Source organism: Blautia sp. MSK17_66, assembly GCF_020538025.1.
Classification (GTDB): domain Bacteria; phylum Bacillota; class Clostridia; order Lachnospirales; family Lachnospiraceae; genus Blautia_A.
In genome coordinates this window covers 97,402-121,912 of sequence record NZ_JAJBNQ010000007.1, presented here as the reverse complement: position 1 = coordinate 121,912, position 24,511 = coordinate 97,402, and the positions used below count along the sequence as shown (strand labels likewise).

The 24,511-nt window shown below is 39.1% G+C and carries 25 protein-coding genes and 2 pseudogenes; 26 read left to right on the top strand and 1 reads right to left on the bottom strand.

Features of this window, described 5'->3' with window-relative positions; translation table 11 throughout:
* Positions 1–224: 224 nt before the first annotated feature.
* On the bottom strand, positions 225–431 hold the full coding sequence (locus tag LIR34_RS05500) for a DUF6219 family protein (protein WP_015524569.1): 207 nt from the start codon (positions 429–431) through the stop codon (positions 225–227).
* A 179-nt stretch (positions 432–610) separates the two neighbouring features.
* Here LIR34_RS05500 and LIR34_RS05495 point away from each other — a divergent pair, with 179 nt between their 5' ends.
* From LIR34_RS05495 to LIR34_RS05370, 26 genes and pseudogenes are all read left to right on the top strand, one after another.
* Entirely contained in the window at positions 611–928 is a 318-nt protein-coding gene (locus LIR34_RS05495; protein WP_008688152.1) for a helix-turn-helix domain-containing protein, read from the top strand.
* Between the two features lie 151 nt (positions 929–1,079).
* Positions 1,080–1,292, top strand: a complete 213-nt coding sequence (locus LIR34_RS05490; RefSeq protein ID WP_012744264.1) for a sporulation initiation factor Spo0A C-terminal domain-containing protein — start codon at positions 1,080–1,082, stop codon at positions 1,290–1,292.
* Positions 1,293–1,299: 7 nt separating this feature from the next.
* Positions 1,300–1,731: a hypothetical protein gene (locus LIR34_RS05485; RefSeq protein WP_012744263.1), complete on the top strand. Its 432-nt coding sequence runs from the start codon at positions 1,300–1,302 to the stop codon at positions 1,729–1,731.
* Between the two features lie 327 nt (positions 1,732–2,058).
* Positions 2,059–2,532, top strand: coding sequence for a sigma-70 family RNA polymerase sigma factor (locus LIR34_RS05480; protein ID WP_023922628.1), 474 nt, complete (start codon positions 2,059–2,061; stop codon positions 2,530–2,532).
* Between the two features lie 574 nt (positions 2,533–3,106).
* Positions 3,107–3,487 carry a type II toxin-antitoxin system PemK/MazF family toxin gene (locus LIR34_RS05475; protein WP_012744261.1) on the top strand — a complete coding sequence of 127 codons (381 nt, stop codon included), beginning with the start codon at positions 3,107–3,109 and terminating at the stop codon, positions 3,485–3,487.
* Positions 3,468–3,716, top strand: a complete 249-nt coding sequence (locus LIR34_RS05470) for a DUF6870 family protein (protein WP_012744260.1) — start codon at positions 3,468–3,470, stop codon at positions 3,714–3,716. The genes LIR34_RS05475 and LIR34_RS05470 overlap by 20 nt, the downstream gene beginning before the upstream one ends.
* A gap of 108 nt (positions 3,717–3,824) precedes the next feature.
* Positions 3,825–5,516 (top strand): recombinase family protein, encoded by a 1,692-nt coding sequence (locus LIR34_RS05465; RefSeq protein ID WP_023922627.1) that lies wholly within the window; start codon positions 3,825–3,827, stop codon positions 5,514–5,516.
* Between the two features lies 1 nt (position 5,517).
* Positions 5,518–7,209 (top strand): recombinase family protein, encoded by a 1,692-nt coding sequence (locus LIR34_RS05460; RefSeq protein ID WP_012744258.1) that lies wholly within the window; start codon positions 5,518–5,520, stop codon positions 7,207–7,209.
* Positions 7,206–8,783, top strand: a complete 1,578-nt coding sequence (locus LIR34_RS05455) for a recombinase family protein (protein WP_012744257.1) — start codon at positions 7,206–7,208, stop codon at positions 8,781–8,783. The genes LIR34_RS05460 and LIR34_RS05455 overlap by 4 nt, the downstream gene beginning before the upstream one ends.
* Before the next feature lie 112 nt (positions 8,784–8,895).
* Positions 8,896–9,078, top strand: coding sequence for a tyrosine-type recombinase/integrase (locus tag LIR34_RS05450; protein ID WP_226845253.1), 183 nt, complete (start codon positions 8,896–8,898; stop codon positions 9,076–9,078).
* A gap of 215 nt (positions 9,079–9,293) precedes the next feature.
* Positions 9,294–9,773 carry a low molecular weight protein-tyrosine-phosphatase gene (locus LIR34_RS05445; RefSeq protein WP_173902153.1) on the top strand — a complete coding sequence of 160 codons (480 nt, stop codon included), beginning with the start codon at positions 9,294–9,296 and terminating at the stop codon, positions 9,771–9,773.
* Between the two features lie 254 nt (positions 9,774–10,027).
* A complete protein-coding gene (locus LIR34_RS05440; protein WP_173902154.1) occupies positions 10,028–10,954 on the top strand; it encodes a DUF5688 family protein in 927 nt (308 codons plus the stop codon).
* 28 nt (positions 10,955–10,982) lie between these two features.
* Complete coding sequence (locus tag LIR34_RS05435; protein WP_173902155.1) at positions 10,983–11,147, top strand: hypothetical protein; 165 nt, start codon at positions 10,983–10,985, stop codon at positions 11,145–11,147.
* 80 nt (positions 11,148–11,227) lie between these two features.
* Positions 11,228–14,665 carry an ATP-binding protein gene (locus LIR34_RS05430; RefSeq protein WP_244092210.1) on the top strand — a complete coding sequence of 1,146 codons (3,438 nt, stop codon included), beginning with the start codon at positions 11,228–11,230 and terminating at the stop codon, positions 14,663–14,665.
* A gap of 317 nt (positions 14,666–14,982) precedes the next feature.
* A pseudogene (locus tag LIR34_RS18110) lies at positions 14,983–15,525 on the top strand (YtxH domain-containing protein); the annotation flags it as partial.
* Positions 15,522–16,529: a bifunctional lytic transglycosylase/C40 family peptidase gene (locus tag LIR34_RS05420; RefSeq protein WP_173770342.1), complete on the top strand. Its 1,008-nt coding sequence runs from the start codon at positions 15,522–15,524 to the stop codon at positions 16,527–16,529. The pseudogene LIR34_RS18110 and the gene LIR34_RS05420, both read left to right, overlap by 4 nt.
* Positions 16,530–16,545: 16 nt before the next feature.
* Positions 16,546–16,737, top strand: a pseudogene (locus LIR34_RS05415) (conjugal transfer protein); the annotation flags it as partial.
* A gap of 22 nt (positions 16,738–16,759) precedes the next feature.
* Positions 16,760–17,518 carry a hypothetical protein gene (locus LIR34_RS05410; protein WP_173718295.1) on the top strand — a complete coding sequence of 253 codons (759 nt, stop codon included), beginning with the start codon at positions 16,760–16,762 and terminating at the stop codon, positions 17,516–17,518.
* Positions 17,499–18,386 carry an ABC transporter ATP-binding protein gene (locus tag LIR34_RS05405; RefSeq protein ID WP_173718296.1) on the top strand — a complete coding sequence of 296 codons (888 nt, stop codon included), beginning with the start codon at positions 17,499–17,501 and terminating at the stop codon, positions 18,384–18,386. Before LIR34_RS05410 ends, LIR34_RS05405 begins: the two co-directional genes overlap by 20 nt.
* On the top strand, positions 18,373–19,599 hold the full coding sequence (locus LIR34_RS05400; RefSeq protein WP_173718297.1) for an ABC transporter permease subunit: 1,227 nt from the start codon (positions 18,373–18,375) through the stop codon (positions 19,597–19,599). Before LIR34_RS05405 ends, LIR34_RS05400 begins: the two co-directional genes overlap by 14 nt.
* A gap of 338 nt (positions 19,600–19,937) precedes the next feature.
* The gene (locus LIR34_RS05395; protein WP_015552791.1) at positions 19,938–20,357 is read left to right on the top strand and encodes an RNA polymerase sigma factor; all 420 of its coding nucleotides are present in this window, start codon (positions 19,938–19,940) and stop codon (positions 20,355–20,357) included.
* Positions 20,358–20,359: 2 nt separating this feature from the next.
* Positions 20,360–20,608, top strand: a complete 249-nt coding sequence (locus tag LIR34_RS05390) for a helix-turn-helix domain-containing protein (RefSeq protein ID WP_004613734.1) — start codon at positions 20,360–20,362, stop codon at positions 20,606–20,608.
* Between the two features lie 421 nt (positions 20,609–21,029).
* Entirely contained in the window at positions 21,030–21,152 is a 123-nt protein-coding gene (locus tag LIR34_RS05385) for a hypothetical protein (RefSeq protein ID WP_002323371.1), read from the top strand.
* Between the two features lie 79 nt (positions 21,153–21,231).
* Entirely contained in the window at positions 21,232–22,860 is a 1,629-nt protein-coding gene (locus LIR34_RS05380; protein WP_173718298.1) for a recombinase family protein, read from the top strand.
* Positions 22,861–22,911: 51 nt separating this feature from the next.
* The gene (locus LIR34_RS05375) at positions 22,912–23,667 is read left to right on the top strand and encodes an N-acetylmuramoyl-L-alanine amidase (RefSeq protein ID WP_173902157.1); all 756 of its coding nucleotides are present in this window, start codon (positions 22,912–22,914) and stop codon (positions 23,665–23,667) included.
* 20 nt (positions 23,668–23,687) lie between these two features.
* Positions 23,688–24,272, top strand: coding sequence for a YdcF family protein (locus LIR34_RS05370; protein WP_173902158.1), 585 nt, complete (start codon positions 23,688–23,690; stop codon positions 24,270–24,272).
* Positions 24,273–24,511 lie beyond the last annotated feature (239 nt).

Sequence of the window (24,511 nt, the reverse complement as noted above, 5' to 3'; positions counted from 1 at the left end):
AAACCATGTGAATGGTGCTGTTTGGGCATTTGATTATGATAAGATGTTCTGTGTACTGATGGAAAATGAAATTTGCCGAAAGGTGTGTGAAAAGAATAAATATAATAGTTGGATGAAGTTGATTGGACAGTATTGTGTTTCAATGGCTTAAAGATGAAGAAAGTTGTTGGAGGGAAAAAACTCTCCAGCAACTTTGTCTTTGATGAATAGAGGTCAATTTTTGTTCAATTATTTTCACTATTGTTTGATTCAGTGATTTTTTTCTTCTTTGGAGAAACCAGTTTGTGACCGGAATAAATGGACATGCCCATACAAAGCAATGAAGAATAGGCAAAGTATTTATGTGCAGTCATAGATTTTCTGATTCCAGAATAAATGCATCCCAACATACAGAAAAGTGCGCCTAGGGACCAGTATTTATGTGATTTCATGATTTGATACCTCCTTTGATTTAGCTGCTTCAATCATAACTCTATTTTACGAATATGCAAAGAAAATCTTGAAATATAGTTCTGTAGAATTAGAACTTGGCTTTGCGATTCTGTATATTTAAGATATCCACAAGTATACTAAATCCAGAACGATTATTCGTTCTGGAGGAGGTGTTACGATGGATTTGAAGGCAGTAGGACAGCGAATCAAATCAGCACGAGAAGCAAAAAATCTCACGCAAGAGGAACTGGCTGCATTAGTAAATTTAAGTCCGACGCATGTGAGTGTAATAGAGAGAGGCTTGAAAGTTACAAAATTGGATACCTTTGTTGCAATTGCAAATGCATTAGATGTTTCTGCAGATACTCTTTTGATTGATGTTGTGGCACATTCAGTTACAGGTGTTACCAATGAGCTGACAGAGAAAATAGAAAAACTTCCGATCAAAGAGCAGAAAAAAATTATCAAAGTAATTCATACATTATTGGAAGAGTAATATGACAAAATGGGAAGAGCAAGTAGCTCTTCTTTTTTTTGACTTTTTATTCCGCTTTAAATTGTAAAGTGTCTTTTCATGATAATAGAAATATGCTAAATTAGTTCTATAGAACAATGTGTAATTCTACTTATATATTGGAGGAAAATGAATGAGAGAGAAAACTATTTATGAGAAAATTGCAAAAAAGTACAACACAACACCAGAAGAGGTACGCAGAGAAATGCAGATAGCCATAGATGCAGGATTTGATAATCCTGATCCGGATGTGCAGGAAGAATGGAAGAAAATGACACTTAAAGGAGACAGACCCACACCGGAAGAAGTAATCAATTACGCAGTAAAACAATTAAAAGGAAATTAATGAAAATATGAAAAGAAAGATAATTGCAGTAATCTCAGGAGCAGTCATCTTGATAATTGCTACAGGAAGTATTTATGGGAAACCTGAATCTGGTCATAAGGAAGGTGAACCTGATGTAGTAGGAACATTTTCCATAAATCAGGATGAAAATCTAACCGTAGTAGCTAACCGGGAAAATATTGAGGATAGAGAAGCGTTTGCAAGAGAACTTTTGCAGATGTACAAGGAGAATTCTTTTCATTCGACAAAATTCTCCACAGACAGGGGATATGCGACGAGTCTTGATATGAACATCTATTTATGGAAAGAGGATATTGAAGATGGGGAATCGGTAATGACAGCCGAATACAGACCTGTAGAATATGGAAAGGACTATGATGTTGTCAATAATCCTGATAAATTTCAACTATATATAGATGGAAAAGAAGTAGAAGAATAACACGGTGAACTTTTTATACTGAAATATGTACGATTTCAATAATGATGTGAACTTATAGGAATGTATTGCGGATACTTTGTGAACTTTATCCTGATACAATGATTATGCTGATGAAAGAAGGCATAGATAACTGAATATAAGAAAGAGACGAAGGCCTCAGTAGTTAAGAAAAAAACTACTGGGGCTTTTTTTCGTGCCTGAATTTCTCAGCCAATAACTGCGGGTATGTCCCGGCAGGATAAAGGCGGAGCAGGCATGATTCTAAACAGAGGTCCGCCTTCTGGATTTGAAACAAGCAACGAGATTTCAAATTCAGGAGGAACGGACATGTATATTGAACACCCATATTTTTATGAAGGAAAGTATTACGCAAATATTGATGGAGAGATGATTGAGATTACAAAAGAGGTTGCGTATGCGATGAACAATTTTTATAGAAGCAGCAAGGCAAAAAAGGTAGAAATCAAAAACGAATTGGGAGAGGTCGTGGACAAGATGTTGAGGGAAGTACCTTACAGTGGTCAGTCCATTGATGGAGAAGGCTTTATGATAGAGGATTTTCCGGATCTGAATTGTGATGTGGAGCATAGTGTGCTGACAAAAATGGAACAGCAGGATATCCACAAAGTGATCAATCAGCTGAACTCCGAGGAACGCATGATTATTTACGGTATTTTCTTTGAAAACAAGACACAGACACAGATGGCAGAGATTATGGGAATTTCCAGACAGATGCTGTCATACAAGCTGAAATCCATTCTTAATAAGATGCGTGAAATGTATATGAATAAATTTTTTTAAAAAATTTTTCAAAATCTTTTGCATCTTCCGAAGTCATTTGACTTTAGTAATTAGAGGAGCTTTAAGGACTCCCTAAAACGCACCGTGATAACTGAATATCCAATAATAACTGACGTGACATTTCATACAGTGAGCACGAGGAAGATGCCGCTATAGGATTATAAGACGTAAAAACATTTTTAGAGCTAATAATGCTGCGAAAAAGCACTGACCAAAGCCAGTCGGCAGGCTGGTGATGCGATGACATGTGTGAGATGCGATACACTTGCAGACTCTGAGAAGTCTGTAATTGGTAAACCTATGAACTGCCAGAGCCTGGAAACGAGAGTTTTTGGGTTGTGGTCCGGAGTATAGCATTCGGACAGGTTATTATTCCCTTCCTGCAGATGCAGGAGTAACGATTCGGGGTATCGAGGATAAATAGAATCGAGCGAGCACTGTTTAATAATCAAATTGGTTATAGAGGTTATGCGGCAGAGCTTTCCATCTTGGAAAGGAACTCTGCCGTATTCCTGTGGAGCCAATATAGCGCTAGGGATGCTTTACAAATAAAAAAAGATTGGAGAGATGACAAGTGACGATTCGAAGAGGAGATATCTTATGGGCGGATCTCGGTATGTTTCCGACAACTTCGGTTCAGGGTGGAGTAAGACCGGTGATCGTAGTAAGTAACAACAAAGCTAATACATACAGTTCAGTCATTACAGTAGTTCCGCTGACGTCAAGAATATATAAGAAGCGGTATTTGCCAACACATGTATTTATCAGTAAGTACGATATGACAGGGATCCGAAAAGGAAGCCTGGCATTGGCTGAACAGGTTATGAGTATTTCTACAAAATGTATTATTGAGAAATGCGGAAGAGTAAATAAGTGGAGCCTGGATCGGGTACTGAAAGCAGTACGGATTCAGATGGGAATGGAAGGAGAAGGGCATGACAGCAGAGGAATATAGAAATTATCTGGATCAGGATTTCAGTGATGTGGATATCAATGAAATGACTGATCTACGGATGATAAAAACAGACAGAAATAAATCGCTTCAGGAACGGAGAGATATTTTTCTGAATAAAGTAGGAAATCCTTATCTGGTCCGGATCGGTAATATGAAAGTAAAAGTCAGATTTGCAAATAACGGTATATCTATGGAGCAGGCATTTGAGAATATGCTTCTGAGTGTCTGAAAAAGTACTGGTAAAATTGAGGGGACTGTGTTAGAATGTCGGTAAGGACAAATTATGCAGCCCCCTTTTATTACATGGATTTTCTGACGTAATAAAAGGAGGTAAGATATGTATCAGAATATCAACAAAATCTATCATGCCGCCATCTATGTCAGATTATCTAAAGAAGATGGCGATATTTCCAGTTCAGCAAAACTGGAAAGTAACAGCATTTCTAACCAGAAAGCTTTGATTCTGGATTTCCTGAAAGACAAAAAAGATATTGAAGTTGTTTCAGTCCGAGTTGATGATGGCTACTCAGGCTCTAATTTTGAGCGCCCTGCATTCCAGGCAATGCTGGAAGATATCCGGCATGGGATTGTAGACTGCGTAGTGGTAAAAGATTTATCACGATTTGGAAGGGAATATATTGATTCCGGGAAGTATATCGAGAGATTATTCCCGGCTCTTGGTGTGCGTTTTATTGCCATCAATGATAATTATGACAGTCTTAAGGGAAAGAATCAGGCAGACGAAATCATTATCCCATTTAAAAATTTAATCAACGATGCTTATTGTCGTGATATTTCTATTAAGATCAGGAGTAATCTTGAGATTAAGAGGAAAAAAGGCGAGTGCGTGACTCCGTTTGTAGCATTTGGATACAGGAAGACAAAGACAGATAAGCATAAATTAGAGATTGATCCATCGGCGGGCGGTGTAGTACAGGATATTTTTAAGATGAAGCTGCAGGGAATGAGTCAGGATGCGATCGCTAATCGTTTAAATGAACTGGGTATTCTTTCCCCATTTGAGTATAAAATAAGCAGCGGCAGTCGTTATGAAACAGGTTTCCGGCAGAAAGAACAGGCACTTTGGAGTTCCGTTACGGTCCGCAGGATACTGGAAAACGAGGTTTATATCGGAAACCTTGTACAGGGAAAAAGGACAACTCCAAACCATAAAGTGAAGCAGACTTATGTGAAACCGGAAGATGACTGGATCCGGATTGAGAAAAATCATGAACCTCTGGTGAGTGACCGTGATTTTGAAATTGTTCAGAGGCTTCTTGGCATGGATACACGTACTTCACCTGACCAAAAGCAGGTATATCTGTTATCCGGAATTGCTGTATGTGCGGATTGTGGAGCACCTATGACAAGAAAGGTTTCTACTGTGGCAGGAAAAAAATATGCTTATTATCTATGTTCCACAAATAAAGAAACAAAACGCTGTTCCAGTCATAGAATACCGGAAAAGGATCTGGAAGATGCCGTATTAGTGATGTTGAAACAGCATATCCAGAATATCCTGCACCTGAAAAGAGTCCTGGAATTTATCGGTACTGTGCCATTTCAGGAGATCAATATGAAAAAGCTGCAGGACAGGCTGGAGAAGAAAAAGCAGGAGAAAGAACGCTGTAAGGAGTTACGGATGATGCTCTATTCGGATATGAAAGAGGGCATTGTATCAAAAGAAGACTATGTAGAGCTTCATGCAGCATATGGAAAGCGGCTTAGAAATGCGGAAGAGAGTATCCGTGCGATCCAGAAAGAAATGGATAACGAGCTGGAAAAAGCAGACAAAGCCAATACCTGGCTGGATTATTTTGTGAAATATCAGGATATTGAAGAACTGTCCCGCACTGTGGTGGTAGAACTGATCAGGCAAATCAGAGTATATGATAAAAAGAATATAGAGATCACTTTTGATTTTGATGATTGTTATCAGACATTGCTGAATCAATTACCTGCTATGGGAGTTGATATGGTAATAGATGATGATAACAATCTGCAGGTCAATGTAAAGGAGGTTGTATAAAATGGCACGAAAGAGCAGGAAAAACATTCCGGAAGTAGTCAGCAGTGCAACCGTCCAGACAGAGGTGAGCAGACCGTTCCGGGCAGGATTGTATGCCAGAATTTCAATGGAAACAGAAGAAACCTTAGAAAGAGGAACGATAGAAACCCAGGTGGAACTGATGAAAAACTTTGTGGCAGATACGGAAGACATCGCAGTTGCAGAAATATATAAGGATTCTGATTATTCTGGTACAAATTTCGACCGTCCTGGTTTTACGCAGATGATGGAAGATATCAAGCATGGAAAAATTAACTGTGTGATTGTAAAGGATCTATCCAGACTTGGAAGGAATTATGTAGAGACAAGTAATTATATTGAGCGTGTATTTCCGTTTTTTCATGTGCGGTTTCTTGCTGTGACGGATGACTTTGATTCTTTCCGTGAGGGAGTGGATCTGACAGTTCCCTTAAAAAATATCATCAATGAGTTTTATTCCAAAGACCTTGCAAAAAAGAGCAGCAGTGCCAAAAAAGCCCTGTGGAAAGAAGGAAAATTTACTGGTGCATGGGAACCTTATGGATACAGGAAATCAGAACAGGACAGACACCAGCTGGTAGTTGACGAGGAGGCTGCCGGACATTTACGAGAAATTTTTACTATGTATATGGATGGATGCAGCTACAGCGATATTGCAAAAAGACTGAATACAGATGGTATCCTTTCCCCGACTTTGCAGAGGGAATATTATAAAACAGGCGAAAAGCCTTCACCGGAATCCAAACCTTGGAATAATTATGAAGTGAAACGTGTACTTCAGGATGTCCATTGTACCGGAGATTCTGTATATGGAAAATATCAGCAGAGTGTTTTTCAAGGAAACAAGCAGAGAAATCTACCGGAGAGTGAGTGGCTCTATGCTGAGAATACCCACGAAGGAATTATTGATAAAGAACTGTTCCGGCAGGTACAGGAAAAAATCCGGGAATTTACGGAAGCATACAAAAAGAAGCATCAGCTGAATAATGGAGCCATTCGGAATCATAATTTCTATACCGGCAAGATCAGGTGTGGGGGTTGTGGGAACCGCATGGTGTTGTCCAGAGAAAAAACAGGGACATTTTATTATATCTGTGGTGCAGATGCGAACCATAAATCCGGAGGAAATCAGTGTAAGGGGCACAGAGTCAAAAAAGAATACGTGGATGAAGACGTCCTTCGCCTGATCCAGTCACATATGAAAGCCGTATTGGATACAGAGAAACTGATCCGTGAAATGAATTCTGCTTCCAGAAACCAGACACAGTATTTGCTTCTGGATAAGGAAGTGGGGAAACTTCGGCGGGAGTTGAGCAGGATCAGCAAGCGTAAATCTGATTTATATGAGGATTATTCGGAACGTCTGATTACAGAAGAAGAATACATGCAGTTTTCCCGTATCTATTCCAATGAAATAGAAAACATCAAGAACCGCCTGGATGTAGTATTGGCGGCACAGGTACGGTATTCCAAGGATTATCATATCGAGGAAGGATGGGGAAAAGTGATACATACTTATATGTCAAAGCGTAAGCTGACAAAAGAAATGGCAGATGCCTTTGTGGATTCAATTATTATCCATGGTAAGTATGATTATGAGATCAAGCTGGTATATGACGATCAGTTTGCAGATTTACAGAAATTAAAGAAAGAGAAGGAGGCGCAGTCAAGATGACAGATCATAGAAAAACAGCTGTTTACATCCGTTTATCCGCAGAAGATGACAATGTAGATGGCAGAGCTAAAAAAGAGAGCGACAGTGTAACTTCTCAGAGAATTCTGTTAAAATCATTTGTGATTGATCAGCTGGGTGTAGATGAGGCAGATATCCTGGAATATGTGGATGATGGTGTCAGCGGTACTCATTTTAAACGGCAGGGATTTCAACAGCTGCAGGATGACATGAAAAGTGGAGAAATCGGCTGTGTAGTTGTAAAAGACTTTTCCAGATTCGGAAGAGACTATCTGGAAGTTGGATTTTATATTGAATATATTTTTCCACTTCTGCAGATTCGATTTATTTCGATTAATGACAGCTATGACAGTGCAGCAAGCAGCGGAATGACTGGTGGAATGAATGTGGCATTGCAGAATCTGGTATACAATATGTATAGCCTGGATTTGTCCAAGAAAATTTCATCAGCAATGCAGACGAGAACAAAAAATGGTACACGTCTTCCGGTAAATGCCAGATATGGCTATAAAAAAGGAAAAGATGGAAGGCTGGAAGTTGATCCGGAGGCTGCAAAAGTCGTGAAAATGATTTTTCAGATGGCAGCGGAGGGAACAAGTTTTGCAGATATTACAAGGGAATTGAACAGACAGGCGATTGCTACTTGTGATGAGCAGAAATTATCAAGAGGGGATCAGGTGCAGTTCCAGAGGTTTGACACGATCAAAAAGAAACACTGGAGCCCTACGACAGTATCGGCAATCGTCCGGGATGAGATTTATATTGGAACCAGAATCTGGGGCAAAACACGTTGCAGTATGCATACGGGCCATAAAGCAGTTCTGAATGATGAAACAGAATGGGTTCGCCTGGAAAATCATCATACGGCAATTATAGACAGGGAATTGTTTGAAAAAGCAAATGAAATGCATCCGAAAAAGAAGAGAAGTGTTGCAGAATCACGCACCAATTTTACTCTGGAAAGACGTAAAAAACAGCCGGCCTTGCTGATATGTGCCAACTGTGGGCATTCTCTGTTAAAAGAAACAGAGCATCTGCTGAAATGTTCAGATGCCAGAACCAATGGTGATCCTGTGTGCCGAAGTCTGGTGATTCGTAGGGAACCGATGGAGGAGAATATCCTTGGGCTTGTCCGTCAGTATGCAGCGTCAATGTTGAAAAAAGGAAAGAAAGTATCTTCCAAAAGACAATGTGAATACAAAGAGATCAATACTACAGAATTGCAAAAACAGAGCCGACAGTTGACCTCGGAAAAGATGAAACTCTATGATGATTACAAAGATGGTCGTATAGATCGTGATTCGTATAAGCAGAGAGCTGAAAAGATAAGTGTACAGCTGGATGAAATAAAACGAAAGATAGAAGATGCGAAGAATAGTAAAAAGCTTCTTGAACAAAATGAACTTTCTGATAAAATAAAACTAAAAGATTTCTTGGGAATTCAGAAGTTCGATACAGAGAAGCTGCGTGAGGTTATCAAGGTGATCCGTGTTCATAGTCAGGATGAAATTGAAATCGAATGGAATTTTGACGATATTTTTTCAGAACAGAGATAACTTGAGCAGGACAAGAATGACTTATCAAAAGATAATAAAGGTGCTGGGACTACCTGATGGAAGCGTCAGATAGTCTTCGGCAGAAAAAAATAAAATTTTTTTTGTCCTATACTTGACACATCCACATGTATGCAGGCATACATATTGTTCCAATATGGCGAAAGCTGGAATGAATCCGAAAGCACTCCAATATTTAATGGGACATTCTGATATAGGGGTTACGTTAAATGTATATACGCATCTGGGATTAATTGATGCAAAAGAAGAGATGAATAGGATTGCAAAACTGGCATAGTATGATAAAATAATAGAAAAAAGAATTAAAAATAATCTGATTATAAGGTTCTTAGAGAGCCTGTTTTCCAGGCTGGTTATTACTAAGAAGTTACTAAATTTGGATAAGAAAATATACGAATTTATGCTGTGATATACAGGAAAATGACAGGATTGAAGATTATCGGAAAATGCCTGTAAACAGCGTAAATACAGCATTTCAAGGAGTTTTAAGCAATGATAAGAGTGTTATTTGTCTGCCACGGCAATATCTGCCGTTCCCCTATGGCAGAATTTATATTTAAGAATATGATCAACAAAAAACAACTACAGTCGGATTTCTATATTGCATCTGCTGCAACGAGTACAGAGGAAATCTGGAATGGAATAGGGAATCCGGTGTATCCTCCGGCGAAGAAGGAACTTGCCAGACATGGAATTTCCTGTGATGGAAAACGAGCAGTTCAGCTTAAGAAATCTGACTATGATAAATATGATTATCTGATCGCAATGGAAGAGAGAAATCGGCGAAATATGCTTCGGATTCTCGGGAGTGATCCGGAGCATAAAGTGAGTCTTTTGCTGGATTATACCGATTGCCCGGGAAATATTGCAGACCCGTGGTATACTGGGGATTTTGAGATTACATATAGAGATATTGTAAAAGGTTGCGAGGGATTCCTTGAACATCTGGTCAAAAGTGGAAGATTGCTCTGATCAAACTTTACTGAGAGTATAGCCAGATACATATGGAATATGTCTGCAAAGGCGGACTTGTCCGATTTTTTCTTTTGTTCTTCAACGATTTTCGGCATATGTACGTAGAATTTGTCGATGAAAACTTCTTTACACGTCTTTGAAATCTGTTTATACTGTTCATACAGCAACTCTAAAGGGAGCGTTCGCTCCCTTCTTATCTATTAATAATCATGGGCATTCGCCCGAACATTCAGAAAGACGAGGAAATGAATATGGACATGACATACGAATGTTTTGTAGAAGAACTTCGTAAAAATTTACTCGAAGAGACAGATTATAAAGAAGATATGATTTGTTATAAGAAGGAAGAAGAGTATCCCCCGACGACTGGGGACCGGCTCTTACTGAAGCGACAGCAGGGTGAAGGAATTGTGGAAGTATGTGCATTGTATGTACAGGATCTGTATAAGGAGTATCAGAACGGCTGGAGTATGGATTCGATTATTCAGGAAATTTTAAACAGACTGGAGGTTATTTTAGAATCGGAATGTTTCCAACGGTCTAAGAATCTGGAAGACTATGAGAAAATCAAAGATTATCTGTTTATTCGCCTTTTAAATATAGAAAAGAATCAGACGGAACTTCAGGATTGTATTTACAGAACGATTGGAGATATTGCGTTGGTTTTGTATGCCAGTATGGGAGAATTGGATGGGAGCAGTGCCAGTGTCAAAATAAAACGACACATGTTGGATGGTTGGAAACGGGATTCGCAGGAGGTATTTGATGCTGCACTATTAAATACGTACTTTATTTCACCACCCAGGATCTACTGTTGGGAGAGGCTGATTTTTAATCCGGATTATGCAGGAGAAAATTTTATGAATCTGATGTGTGATTATAAGATAAAGAAGGATGCTCTGGGAAATTGTCTGAGCACTACGATTCGAACGAATGGTGCTGTGGCAATTTTCCTGCCGGGGGTAGCTGAACGAATCGGGCAGTTAATGGGATGTGGATTTTATATGGTATTTACCAGCATCCATGAGGTGATGATCCACAGTGAACGAAACGCAAATCCGAAAGAACTGAAACAGGTCCTGGAAGATACTGTGAGGGAAACAACTCCGCCGGAGGATTTCCTTACTTATCAGATTTATCATTATGATCCGGAGTCAGAATCGTTCAGCTTCTGTTAAAACAGATGAAAAGGTGCCAAATAGCAGAATGCTGCATATAGTATTTAAGAAAGCATTTTGGGAGGAAGGGCATTGGCATATAAAATTGTACTGGATGCGGGACATGGAGGTTGTAGATAACGCAAGTGATGAAAACAACGAAAATACAAGGAGAAAGGCAACTGTTGTACCTATTAAAATAGAATATGTGTGAGAGGACAAGCCTTTCAGTAATGTAGACGTTCAGAAATGAGCGTCTATTTTTATACCCAAAATGAAAGGAGCATTAGATTTATGAAAAAGACATGGAAACGATTGTGTACGGGCTTCTTAGCTCTTGCAACTGTCGTTACTGCTTTACCGACTACACCCGTCCATGCAGAAAGTAAGCAATACTGGACGGAAAGTGCAGAGCGTGTCGGTATCATTGAAAAAGTAATGAATGACGGTTCTATCGGTTCGACATTCAATGAGGGCTATATGAAAGTCGAGGGCGAAACTGCCTATTGTATCGACATCAATACAGATTTTAAGAATGGCTACAAGACCAGAGCTGACGCAAGCTCACGCATGAGTGCCGACCAGATTTCAGATGTGGCGTTATCCTTAGAGTATGTTAAACAGTATGGCGAAGCTCACAAGGAACTGAACTACAAGCAAGTCTATCTGCTGGAACAATGTGTCGTCTGGCAGAGATTGAGCGTACATCTTGGCTGGCAATGTGATAACGTGCGAGCTTCTTATGATGAAATACCAAAGGCTACGCAGGACGAAGTTTTCGCTGGTGCAAGAGCCTTTGTCAAAGAAAATAAAGGACGTTATGAATGTGGCGGTTATATCTACTCTGGCGAGGGGCAGGAATTGGGACAATTCTGGGCGAAACTGAATGTCGGAAATGCGAAACTGCAAAAGACTTCCAGTAATACCAGCATTACCGACGGTAACGGGAATTACGCTATCGCTGGTGCGACATACGGTGTCTTTGCTGATAAGGACTGCACGAAACAGCTTGCCACCCTTACGACTGATGAAAACGGAAATACGGACGTTGCAGAGGTAAAAGCAGGCACAGTCTATATCAAGGAATTATCCGCACCAGCAGGATATAAAGTAGATAAAACTGTATATTCCTTAAAGATTGAAGCTGGAAAGACAGCGACATTGAACGTATCTGATACGCCAAAAGTAACGGACACTTTGATTGAGCTTTTCAAGATTGATATGGAAACACAGAAAGACAATCCGCAAGGAAACGCTTCTTTAGCAGGTGCGGAATTTACATGGAAGTATTATGCAGGCTTCTATAACAAAGACAATCTTCCTGCCGAAGCAACTCGTACATGGGTTACAAAGACAATCGCTGAAACAGACAGCAACGGGACAGCCCACTACATCACAAAATTAGCGGACGCATACAAGGTATCTGGCGACAGCTTCTATATGCAGGACGGCAAGGCGGTTCTTCCACTTGGAACGCTAACCGTTGAAGAAACAAAAGCTCCAAACGGCTACTTGTTAGAGGGTGCATATATGCAGGCTGGCGATAAGTCCGAACAGATAAAAGGCTTATACCTTACACAGATTACCGAGGACGGCGACCTTGCCGTATTATCTGGAAATAACCAGTTTTCCGTATCAGATAAGGTTATCCGTGGCGGTGTCAAAATTCAGAAACGAGATTTAGAAACGGGCGATACAAAGCCACAAGGAAGTGCCACTTTGAAAGATACTGCTTTTGACATCATGCCGAATGATGAAATCAACCGTTACATGAAAATGGAAAAGTTACTGGAAAATAAAATCTCCCGTCGCTTCAAGGTGCGTCGCTTGGAAATCCATGATTTTGGGTATCTCATGGAACATCTTTACGGCAGGGACGGTATCGCCTATGAAGATTATGAGTACCAGCTACCAAAGAAGAAATTGCAGAAAGAAACGCTGATAAAATACTATGACCTTATCCGTCCGACAAGGTGTGTGATTGAGGAAAGCCAGCGATATTTACGCTTGGAACATGAGGACAAGGAAAGCTATGTGTCTTATTTTACCGTCAATGCGATTGTGGGGGAGCTTGATTTTCCGTCCTCTGAAATCTTCTATTTCCAGCAACAGCAATTCACATTCCCCGTTGATACTTCTATGAATGTAGAAATCGTGGAAAATCGAAAAGCATTAACGACAGTCCGCAACAAGAAAAAGGAATTGAAAGACCTTGACAATCACGCCTATCAAGCAGGAAGTGAAACCAGCTCAAATGTGGTGGACGCTTTAGACAGCGTGGACGAGCTGGAAACGGACTTAGACCAGAGCAAAGAAAGTATGTATAAGTTAAGCTACGTTATTCGGGTGTCTGCCCCCGATCTTGACGAGCTGAAACGCCGTTGTGATGAAGTCAAAGACTTTTACGACGACCTCAATGTAAAGCTGGTGCGTCCTGCTGGGGATATGCTGGGGCTTCATTCTGAATTTCTTCCAGCCAGCAAGCGATATATCAATGACTATGTGCAGTATGTAAAATCAGATTTTTTAGCTGGGCTGGGCTTTGGAGCTACCCAGCAGTTAGGGGAAACTACGGGTATCTATATGGGGTATTCTGTTGATACGGGAAGAAATGTGTACCTGCAACCGTCCCTTGCCAGTCAAGGTGTGAAAGGTACAGTTACCAACGCCCTTGCTTCTGCGTTTGTCGGTTCGCTTGGCGGTGGTAAGTCGTTCTGCAACAATCTTCTGGTGTATTATTCGGTTCTCTTTGGGGGACAAGCAGTTATCTTAGACCCTAAATCAGAGCGTGGAAACTGGAAAGAAACGCTCCCAGAAATCGCCCATGAAATCAATATCGTAAATCTTACCAGCGACAAGGACAATGCAGGACTTCTTGACCCATTCGTGATTATGAAGAATGTAAAAGACGCTGAAAGTCTGGCAATCGACATCTTGACATTCCTTACGGGTATTTCCTCTAGGGACGGCGAAAAATTCCCCGTGCTACGAAAAGCGGTTCGTTCCGTTACCCAGAGCGACAGTCGGGGCTTGCTCCATGTAATAGACGAGCTACGCCGTGAAGATACGCCCATATCAAGAAATATCGCAGACCATATCGACAGCTTCACGGACTATGACTTTGCACACCTGCTGTTTTCGGACGGTACGGTAGAAAATGCTATCAGTCTGGATAATCAGCTCAATATCATTCAAGTAGCGGACTTAGTATTACCAGATAAGGACACGACCTTTGAGGAATACACGACCATTGAATTATTGTCGGTGTCTATGCTGATTGTGATTAGTACCTTTGCCCTTGATTTTATCCATTCGGACAGAAGTATTTTTAAGATTGTAGACCTTGACGAAGCGTGGGCGTTCTTAAACGTGGCACAAGGCGAAACCTTATCAAATAAGCTGGTTCGTGCTGGACGAGCTATGCAGGCAGGGGTTTATTTCGTTACACAATCTTCTGGAGACGTGTCAAAGGAAAGTTTGAAAAACAACATCGGCTTGAAATTTGCCTTTCGTAGTACCGACATCAACGAGATAAAACAGACCTTAGAATTTTTCGGTATTGACAAGGACGACGAGAACAACCAGAAACGGCTTCGTGATTTGGAAAACGGACAATGTTTATTGCAGGACTTATACGGGCGTGTCGGTGTGGTACAGATACACCCCGTCTTTGAAGAACTGCTACACGCCTTTGATACCAGACCGCCCGTACAGAGAAATGAGGTGGAGTGATGAAAGAAAGGATAAAAGGTGCATTCACAAAAAAGAAGATTTTCCACTTTCTCAAAATGGCTCTGTTCGTGGTGGCACTCTCCCTTATCCTGCTTTCACTTCTGGGGACGGTGGCTCATGCAACGGGGCTTGTGGACGATACCATAAACGCAGAAAATCTTTACTCAAAATATCCGCTTTCCAACTACCAGCTTGATTTTTATGTGGATAATAGCTGGTCGTGGTTGCCGTGGAACTGGCTGGACGGGATTGGAAAATCGGTGCAGTACGGGCTTTACTGCATTACCAACTTTGTCTGGACGATAAGCCTTTATTTAAAGGAAAAGGCAAAGTCCAGCGTGTCTGATTTCAAGCGTGGCATGGTGCAGGAACAGCAGTCCAGACAGTCGGGACGATTGGAAAGGCAGGAACAGCATAGACAGAATATCGCTGACAAGCGTATGGAGCTTCAAAAGGCACAAGAAGCAAGGCAGGCACAGCGAAAGGCTGACGGATCAGCGACAACGGGAGCTACCCGTCCCCATGAGCGACCAGCCACAACTTCAAAGCCGAGTGCGGAAAAAACGCAGGAAGTCAAACGCCCTGCCACAGCTACCACTTCAAAAGCAAGTGAGCCAGTCAAGACGAATGTTGTAAAAGAGCGTCCGTTATCTTCTGGTGCTTTTGATAGAAAAGCGACCCAGCCTACACAGCCAGTACATAGACAGAATGTAGAAAAAGTAGTATCGCAGGAAACACGCCAGAATTACACAAAAGACCGCAGGACAAAGGTTCAGCAGACCCAGAGCGTTCAGAAGAACCAGCAGACCACAGAGAAAAGCCGTAACCTTGTAACGAAGAAAGGACAGAAGAAAAAATGAAACTGAAACATATCGCTCTCATTGGCAGTCTGTTTCCTATCCTCTTTTCTCTGGTGCTTTTCTTTGGTGTCCTCATTAGTGCAGACAGCGACGACGAAAACAGCAACTTTTCTTCTGGCATTACGAGTATGAACTTATCCGCAGAAGTCTTGAAACATCAGCCTATGGTGGAAAAATACGCCAGAGAATACGGCATTTCCGAGTATGTCAATGTGCTATTGGCTATCATTCAAGTAGAAAGTGGCGGTACGGCAGAAGATGTTATGCAGAGTTCGGAAAGTCTTGGTTTACCGCCTAATTCCTTAGATACGGAAAGTTCAATCAAGCAGGGGTGTAAGTATTTTGCGTCCCTGCTTTCTTCCTGCAAAAATCAAGGTATCGACGATTTGAATGTAGCGATACAGTCTTATAACTATGGCGGTGGCTATGTGGGATATGTGGCAGGAAAAGGAAAGAAACACACCTTTAATCTTGCAGAGAGCTTCGCCCGTGAGAAATCGGGTGGAAAGAAAGTAACCTATACCAACCCGATAGCCGTTGCGAAGAACGGGGGCTGGCGATATGGTTACGGAAATATGTTCTACGTCGAATTAGTCAATCAATATCTGACCGTGGCACACTTTGATAATGCGACGGCACAAGCGATTATGAATGAAGCGTTGAAATATCAAGGCTGGAAGTATGTGTATGGTGGCAGTAACCCGAACACTTCCTTTGATTGTAGCGGACTTGTGCAATGGTGCTATGGAAAAGCTGGTATCTCCTTACCGAGAACCGCACAAGCCCAGTATGACGCAACCCAACATCTTCCACTCTCGCAGGCAAAGGCTGGGGACTTGGTATTTTTCCATTCTACCTATAACGCTGGTTCGTATGTAACACACGTCGGTATTCTTGTTTCGCCGACACAGATGTACCATGCAGGCGACCCGATAGGATATGCAGACCTAAGCAGTAGTTACTGGCAACAGCACTTAATCGGTGCAGGACGAGTAAAACAATAGAAAGGACTTGAAAAATATGTTTAAGAAGAATAAGAAATCGACTGAAAATGTCAAAGAAAAAAAGGTGCGTACTGTCAAGGTAGGCACACATAAGAAAACCGTGATTGCGTTGTGGGTGGTGCTTATCGCAAGCGTGAGCTTTGGAGTATATAAGAATTTTACGGCTATCGACCAGCACACGACCCATGAAAAAGAACAATTGGAAATTTTTGGAAGAGAGGAGGACATACATGAAAAGGAACTTTGAAATGTTTGAGGTTGATACATGGATTGAACCAAACGAGGAAAAAATTGTGGACACAGTTAATAAGTCAATAGAAATCTTTTATTTGAAAGAGCAGGAAAAGCTATTGACTTACCGAGAGTTTTTATGGTCGCAATTCCGTATAACACAGAAAAAATGGTGGATATTACAGATGTTATTATTGGTAGGAATTGGAATAGCCCTTTATTTTAATCAAGAGATTTTTATCATACAGAGAGGATTAGGGATTACAAGTGTTTTATTTGTGATTTTGATTATTCCAGAATTGTGGAAAAATAAATCTAATCAATGTATGGAAATAGAGAATACATCTTACTATTCTCTTAGACAAATATATTCAACACGGATTTTTTTATTTGGCTTGGTAGATGTAATATTACTTACTGCATTCTGTATATTTTTGCATGGAAGTTTGCATATTACATTGCTTTCCCTACTATCACAGTTTGTCTTTCCTGCGGTTGTTACTGCCTGTATTTGTTTTGGTCTGCTATGTAATAAAAAAAATGTAAATGAAACTATTTCTATTGTTTTATGTATTCTGTGGAGTGTAGTATGGTGGCTAATTACAGCAAATGAAAAAATATATTCTGTTATAAAAATGCCAGTATGGATACTTTTGTTGGGAATTGCGTTATTGATTTTAGGAAGTATGATTTATAGAGTTTTACATGATTGTACTAGATATTGGGAGGGACATTCAAATGGATTTAACGATAACTAATTTAACAAAGAAATTTGATAATTTCACAGCAGTAGATAATATAAATGTCACAATGACAACAGGTGTATATGGATTGTTGGGGGTGAATGGTGCAGGTAAAACTACTCTTATGCGTATGCTTTGTACATTACTTCGTCCAACCGAGGGAAAAATAACTTGTAACGGGAAAGATATTTTGGCTATGGACGGAGATTATAGAAAAATTTTAGGGTATTTACCACAAGACTTTGGTTTTTACCCAGAATTTACCGTAAAAGATTATCTGCTTTATATTTCGTCAATAAAGGGGATAAAACCGATCGTCGCAAAAAAACGAGTAAGAGAATTGGTTGCAAAGGTTGGTTTGCAAAAAGCATTCAATAAAAAAATGAAAAATTTATCTGGCGGTATGAAGCGTAGGGTTGGAATTGCACAGGCGATGTTAAATAATCCCCAAATTTTAATTCTTGATGAGCCGACTGCTGGTCTTGACCCAAATGAACGCATTCGTTTTAGAAATTTAATCAGTGAATTGGCAGAAGAACGGCTTGTACTTTTATCTACGCATATCGTTTCTGATGTGGAATATATTGCAAACGAAATTCTACTGATGAAAGATGGACAATTGATTCATAAAGGAACTGTAGTTGACCTTATCAATTCAATGAAGGAATATGTTTGGGTATGTCATGTAGAAAAAAATATGGTTCAGAACTTATCGCAAAAAAATAAAGTGTCGAATATAAAATCAGATGTGAATGGTGTAGAATTACGAATTATTTCAAAAGATAAGCCAGTTGAAAAGGCAACAAGAGAGAACGCCACTCTTGAAGATGTGTTTTTGTATTATTTCGGCGAAAAGGCAGGTGTAAATAATGGTACGATTTGAATTAAAAAAAATATTTGCAAAATCATCAAATAAAATTGCGTTAATTATTCTTTTGGTGGCTATTGTAGTAATTAGTTATTTTGCGATTGGAAGTATAGAATATGTAGATTCTAGCGGAAATAGTCATACAGGAATTACTGCATATAACAGGTTAAAAGAAGTAAAAAATGAATGGAAAGGTAATATAACAGAGAGTGTATTGCAAGAAGTTTTAGAGGAGAATAATAAAATAAAGAGTTCTGAAGAATATTTATCAAAAAATGATACGGAAAATAATATAGCATATTCTCGGGGACAAGGGTTTTCTGATATTAAAGATATGATAAATAGAAGTTTTTGTGATTTTCAAGAGTACGATTATTATCGAGTTGATACAGTTACTCCGACAGAACTAGGAAATTTTTATTCGAACAGGATAGATAACTTGAAGAAGTGGCTTTCTTCGGATTCTGTTAAGGACAATTATACAAAACAAGAAAAAGAATATCTTGTTGAAAAATATGAAGAAATGCAAATACCTTTTTACTATGAATACGCAGGTGCTTGGACGAGTCTTTTATATTATTTGCCAGTATTGATAATGTTGATTATGTTAGTTGGAACATTTTTAATATCTGGAATTTTTTCTGATGAGTTCCGTTTAAAAGCAGATTCCATTTTTTTTAGTACGGTATATGGAAGAAGCAAAGCAATTAGAAGTAAAATTGTAGCTGGATTTGTCTGTATCACAGCAATTTATTGGATTTCTATATGTTGTTTTTCTGGAGTTGTTCTTGGGTGTTTGGGTATTGACGGAGCAAATTGCTTAATTCAAACGAGTTTGGGAGGTTGGAAAAGTTTTTACAATATAACATTATTACAAAAATTTTTATTGACAATAATAGGCGGATATATAGGGGTGTTATTTATGTCGACCCTTTCTATGTTAGTATCTGCAAAAATGCGTTCTTCTGTTTTAGCAGTAATAGTTCCTTTTGTAATATTACTTGTTCCGTCTTTTTTATCTGATTTTTCCGTATTATCGAAAATTTTAGGATTGTTGCCAGACCAACTTTTACAAATCAGTTCATCTGTCAATTATTTTAATGTTTATCAAATTGGGAGTAAGGTTATAGGGGCAATCCCGATTCTATTTACAATATATTTAATATGCTATTTTATACTACTTCCATTATTGTATCGTATATATAAAAAGTCTGAATTAAACTCATAATAAAAACGAAATATGAAAACTGAGGGCATTATGCTTATGCTACAAAGGCAAAAGTTTAATAGAAATCAAGTGCTGTAAGGGGGGCTTGTATTATGGAAAGTTTTAAGCATAATCTTATATACTCATACACTACCTAACAGCACTTTATCAACAATTGAATATCTCACAGCTTTAATAGCTCGTATAAAACTATATGTTTTGTGCGGGCTTTTTTCATACCAAAAAAATATTTAAAATTTTTTCGGTTTCAACTTAACAAATCACACCTGCCGTTCCCTATATGGTGCGGAAAGAGGGATAACCACTTTTCACGTCGTAACGGAAAGGGGGTGAGATTGATGAAACCGTCTGACTTCCAGAAAACAGTTCAATGCCGTTTTGAAAGTTGTTTGAAGAAAGTTGTCCGACATGTTGTTAAGGACTATCAGAAGAAATTAAAACGACGACAAAAGGAAGAAACACTCTTTTGTGAACTTCCAGAAATCGTTGTAGAAAATCTGGCTGTCTGGGACGACTATGATACGGACTATACGATTTTCAATGTATGCGGTAATGATATTCGTGTCTATGATGATGAATTGGCAGAAGCCTTGAAACAGTTATCCGAGCGTAACCGTGAAACTTTGCTGATGTATTACTTCTTGGAAATGAACAACGAAGAAATTGCAAAAAAGCAGAATATTTCCAGAAGCGGTGTATTCCAAAATCGGCATAACTCATTGGCACTTATGAAAAAATTACTAAAGGAGAAACAGTAAAAATGAAACAAACATTTAAGAAGCCGTCCTACTACTTGCTTTCACAAGCAATGGACGGGGACGAAAAAGCGATTGAAAAGATACTGGCATTTTATGACCCGTACATATCAAAGTGCTGTCTGCGTCCACTCTATGACGAATACGGCAATGTTTATATTGTTGTAGATATGGAGTTAAAGGGACTTATCAGAGAAGCACTTATTAAAATGATTTTAGGGTTTGATATTGCCTTAGAAATCGAAGAAGAATAACAAGCAGTAACCGCAGAGCATGATTTGTTCAATCCCCTCTTTCCTGCTCTGCCCCTGCTTTTACATGAAAGCAACACGCTTTCGCCACAGCTCTTTGACAACTGAATAAAGCAGACAGATACGTTTGTGAGATAGTGAGCCACGGGGACTGTACGCCACGACCTTTTCAAAAGAAAGCGAGCGACCCACGCAGTGATCCGAGAGCGACTGTTGGAAAAGTCGTTTTGCCACGACCTATCCTCACAGAATAATGATACGTCCGCATGGTGCGGTTCTGCCCACAAGAATGGGAATAGTTGAGATACTAACGGAGCTTTCCAAAGCCGTCTGTCTGCTTCTGTAACATTGTGAAAAATACGCATATTGGATAAGCCTATGTGCGTATGTTGAGAATAGATAGCTGACTAAGGGGGCTGATAACTTGGCTAAAAAAGAACCTGCACAATATATCGTAGAACGGGAATTTTTAGGTAAATTTTCCGTAGAGGAATTGCTTGTCCGTATCGTGAAATCTCATGTAAAAAAAGGACTATCAAGAGGGTAAAACCCTTGAAAACAATGGAAAGAAGCCGTACTTTATGGTATAATATTATCATAGGTACGGCAGTTGAATAGGTGGAAAAATGATTTATCAAAAAGGTTCAAACTTATTTAACGTAGCTATTTATATCAGATTATCACGAGAGGACGGAGATAAGGAAGAAAGCGATAGTGTAGGAAATCAGAGAAAACTTTTAACAGAATATGTGAATAAGCATGATGACTTTATCTTATATGATGTTTATATTGATGACGGTTTTACGGGAACGAATTTTAATAGACCAGACTTTCATAGAATGATTGCTGACATTGAAGATAACAAGGTAAATTGTGTTGTTGTAAAAGACCTTTCCCGTTTTGGACGAGATTACATTGATACGGGGCGATATTTGGAAAGAATATTTCCAGAGCTTAATGTTCGTTTTATTTCTGTAACAGATAATATTGATAGTATGAAGCAGGCATACGATATGTTACTTCCTATTAAAAATATATTCAACGAACAGTATGCCAGAGATATTTCTAATAAAATTCAAGCGACTGTAAAATCAAAGCAGAAAGCAGGAGAATTTATCGGAGCTTTTACAAGTTATGGTTATAAGAAATCTCCTGCAAATAAAAATAAACTTGTGATTGATGAATATGCGTCCGAAGTTGTAAAAAGAGTATTTACTATGTATGCACAAGGAATAGGAAAACAAAGCATTGCCAAAATACTAAATGCAGAGGGTATCCTTTGTCCGTCGGAATATAAAAAGCTCAACGGCGAAAATTACAAAAATTGCAACCGTTTAGAGAAAACTTCTTATTGGACGTATTCCACGATTAAAGTGATGTTACAAAATGAGCTTTATATTGGAAATATGGTACAAGGAAAGAAACATCAACGTATGAGAAGCAAACAGCGTCCAGTTGAGAAAGAAAACTGGATAAGGGTTGAAAATACACATGAACCGATTATAGACCGTCAACTGTGGGATAAGGTACAAAAACTGCTGACGAAAAAACATAGGGATATTGATTTAGAAACAAATAAAAATATCTTTGCAGGTTTTATCAAGTGTGGCGATTGTGGTCGGGCAATGATGAAAAATTTCTGGCGACGTGCTGACGGAAGTAAGTCCTATTCATTCTATTGTGGAACTTACAAAAGAAGTGGAAAAGATTATTGCACTCCGCACACGCTCCCGTTTCAAGTATTGAATGATATTGTGCTGGGAGATTTAAAGCAGATTATCCGCAATGTAGAGAACTTGCAGGAACTTGTAAAATCACAATCTTTCACAGCAACAAAAATTAGAAAATCAACAGACATAGAATTGACAAAGTTAAAAGCAGAGCTTGAAAGAGTGAAGAAGTTGAAAAAGTCAATTTATGAAGATTACAAAGACGAACTGATTTCTAAAGAAGAATTTCTTTCTTATCGAGAGGACTATCAACAAAAAGAAATGCTTTACTCCAAACAGATTGAAACGCTGGAAGAAAAGAAAAAGGAAAGTGTAACAGAAGATGTTTTTGAAACACCGTGGTTAAGGCGGTTGTTGGAACTGAAAGACATTGAAGAATTAGACAGAGATATTATTGTGGAAATGATAGACCAGATAACAGTTTATGAAAACCGCAAACTTAAAATCTCATACAACTTCGGAAATGAGCTGGAACATTTATTTTCAAGCGTTTACTGTGAGGACTTGGAGAAAAAGGCTATCTAATCTCAATACATTTCTAACTCCCCATATATACTGGGGAATACATATCACAATTTGCGTAAACTACAATCAGCACATGGCGGAACAGATCCGGGCGCTATATATAAGGAAAGAAAAGAAAAAGATGATAATCTGGAACTGACCAGAGCAGTTGGTAAAATCCTGGAAGACAATGGAATTGATGTGGTGTATACTAGGACTACAGATGTCTATCAGACACCCTTTGAGAAGGCCAGGATTGCAAATGAAGTGGGAGCAGATTATTTTATTTCTTTTCACAGAAACAGCAGTCTGAAGGAGAACCAGTACCAAGGGGTAGAAGTTCTGGTTTATGACAAAAGTGGAATTAAATATGAGATGGCACAGAATATAGAAGGAGCACTTGGCGAACTGGGATTTAAAGAATTGGGAGTGAAGGCAAGACCGGGACTTGTAGTTCTTCGAAAGACCAGAATGCCGGCTCTTTTGATAGAAACAGGATTTATAAATTCTGATTCGGATAATCGGCTTTATGATGAAAAAAAACAGGAGACTGCGAAAGCGATTGCAACTGCGGTTTTGGGGACATTGAGTGATGAAACGATAGAACAGCCTTTGTATTACAGGGTTCAGACAGGAGCTTTCCGTCGACGTGAGAATGCGGATCAAATGTTGTACCAGCTTACGGATCAGGGATTTCCAGGATTCCTTCTTTATGAAAATAATCTTTATAAGGTTCAGGTAGGTGCGTTTCAGCAGATCAACAATGCGATCCAGATGGAGCAAAAGCTTCGGGATGCCGGATACAGTACGATCATTGTAACAAAATAAAATACAGACAGGAGAAAATTATGTACGAGAAATTTTTGGAAGAAGTAGAAGAGTTTATTTTTATGGAAAATCAGCCGGAACAGGCGGATATTATTTTTGTTCCGGGAAACAGTTATCCGTATATGGCGGAGAAAGCTGCTGAACTTTATATGGCAGGAATGGCACCTGTTATTCTTCCAAGTGGAAAATACAGCATATCCTCTGGGGAATTTTCCAGAGTATCTGGAAAGAAAGAAAAATATGATGGAAATTATCACACAGAGTGGGAATTCCTTAGAGATGTTCTGATAAAGAACGGTGTACCGGAGTCAGTAATACTGAGAGAAGATCAAGCTACTTATACTTGGCAGAATGCTCTTTTTTCAAGAAAAGCTACCGATCTTTTGGGGATAAAAGTAAGCAAAGCAATTTTATGCTGTAAAAATTACCATGCCAGAAGAGCATTCATGTATTATCAGAGGGCGTATCCAGAAGCAGAAATTCTGGTATGCCCTTGTGTTGTGGATGAGATTACAAAGAAAAACTGGAAATTGTCACAGCATGGGATTGATGAGGTGATGGCAGAAACAAAACGAATTATCAGTCAATTTCAAATAATGATGTGAAATATAAAATATAAAAAGGAAATTCTGAAAATAATTTAGGGGGTGTCGAAAAAAGCAGAACTGTGTTATAATACGTGTGTCGTAAAATAAAATATTATGTTACGAAATATTTACAAAAAGATAAAAGTTTGGTATATTAGAATTTGGCGTGTCGAGAAAATAGAGATGTCAGAATATTTGATTTGATTTACTTTATAGATAGAATATAATAGGTTGGATTTTGGCTGTCATACATATGA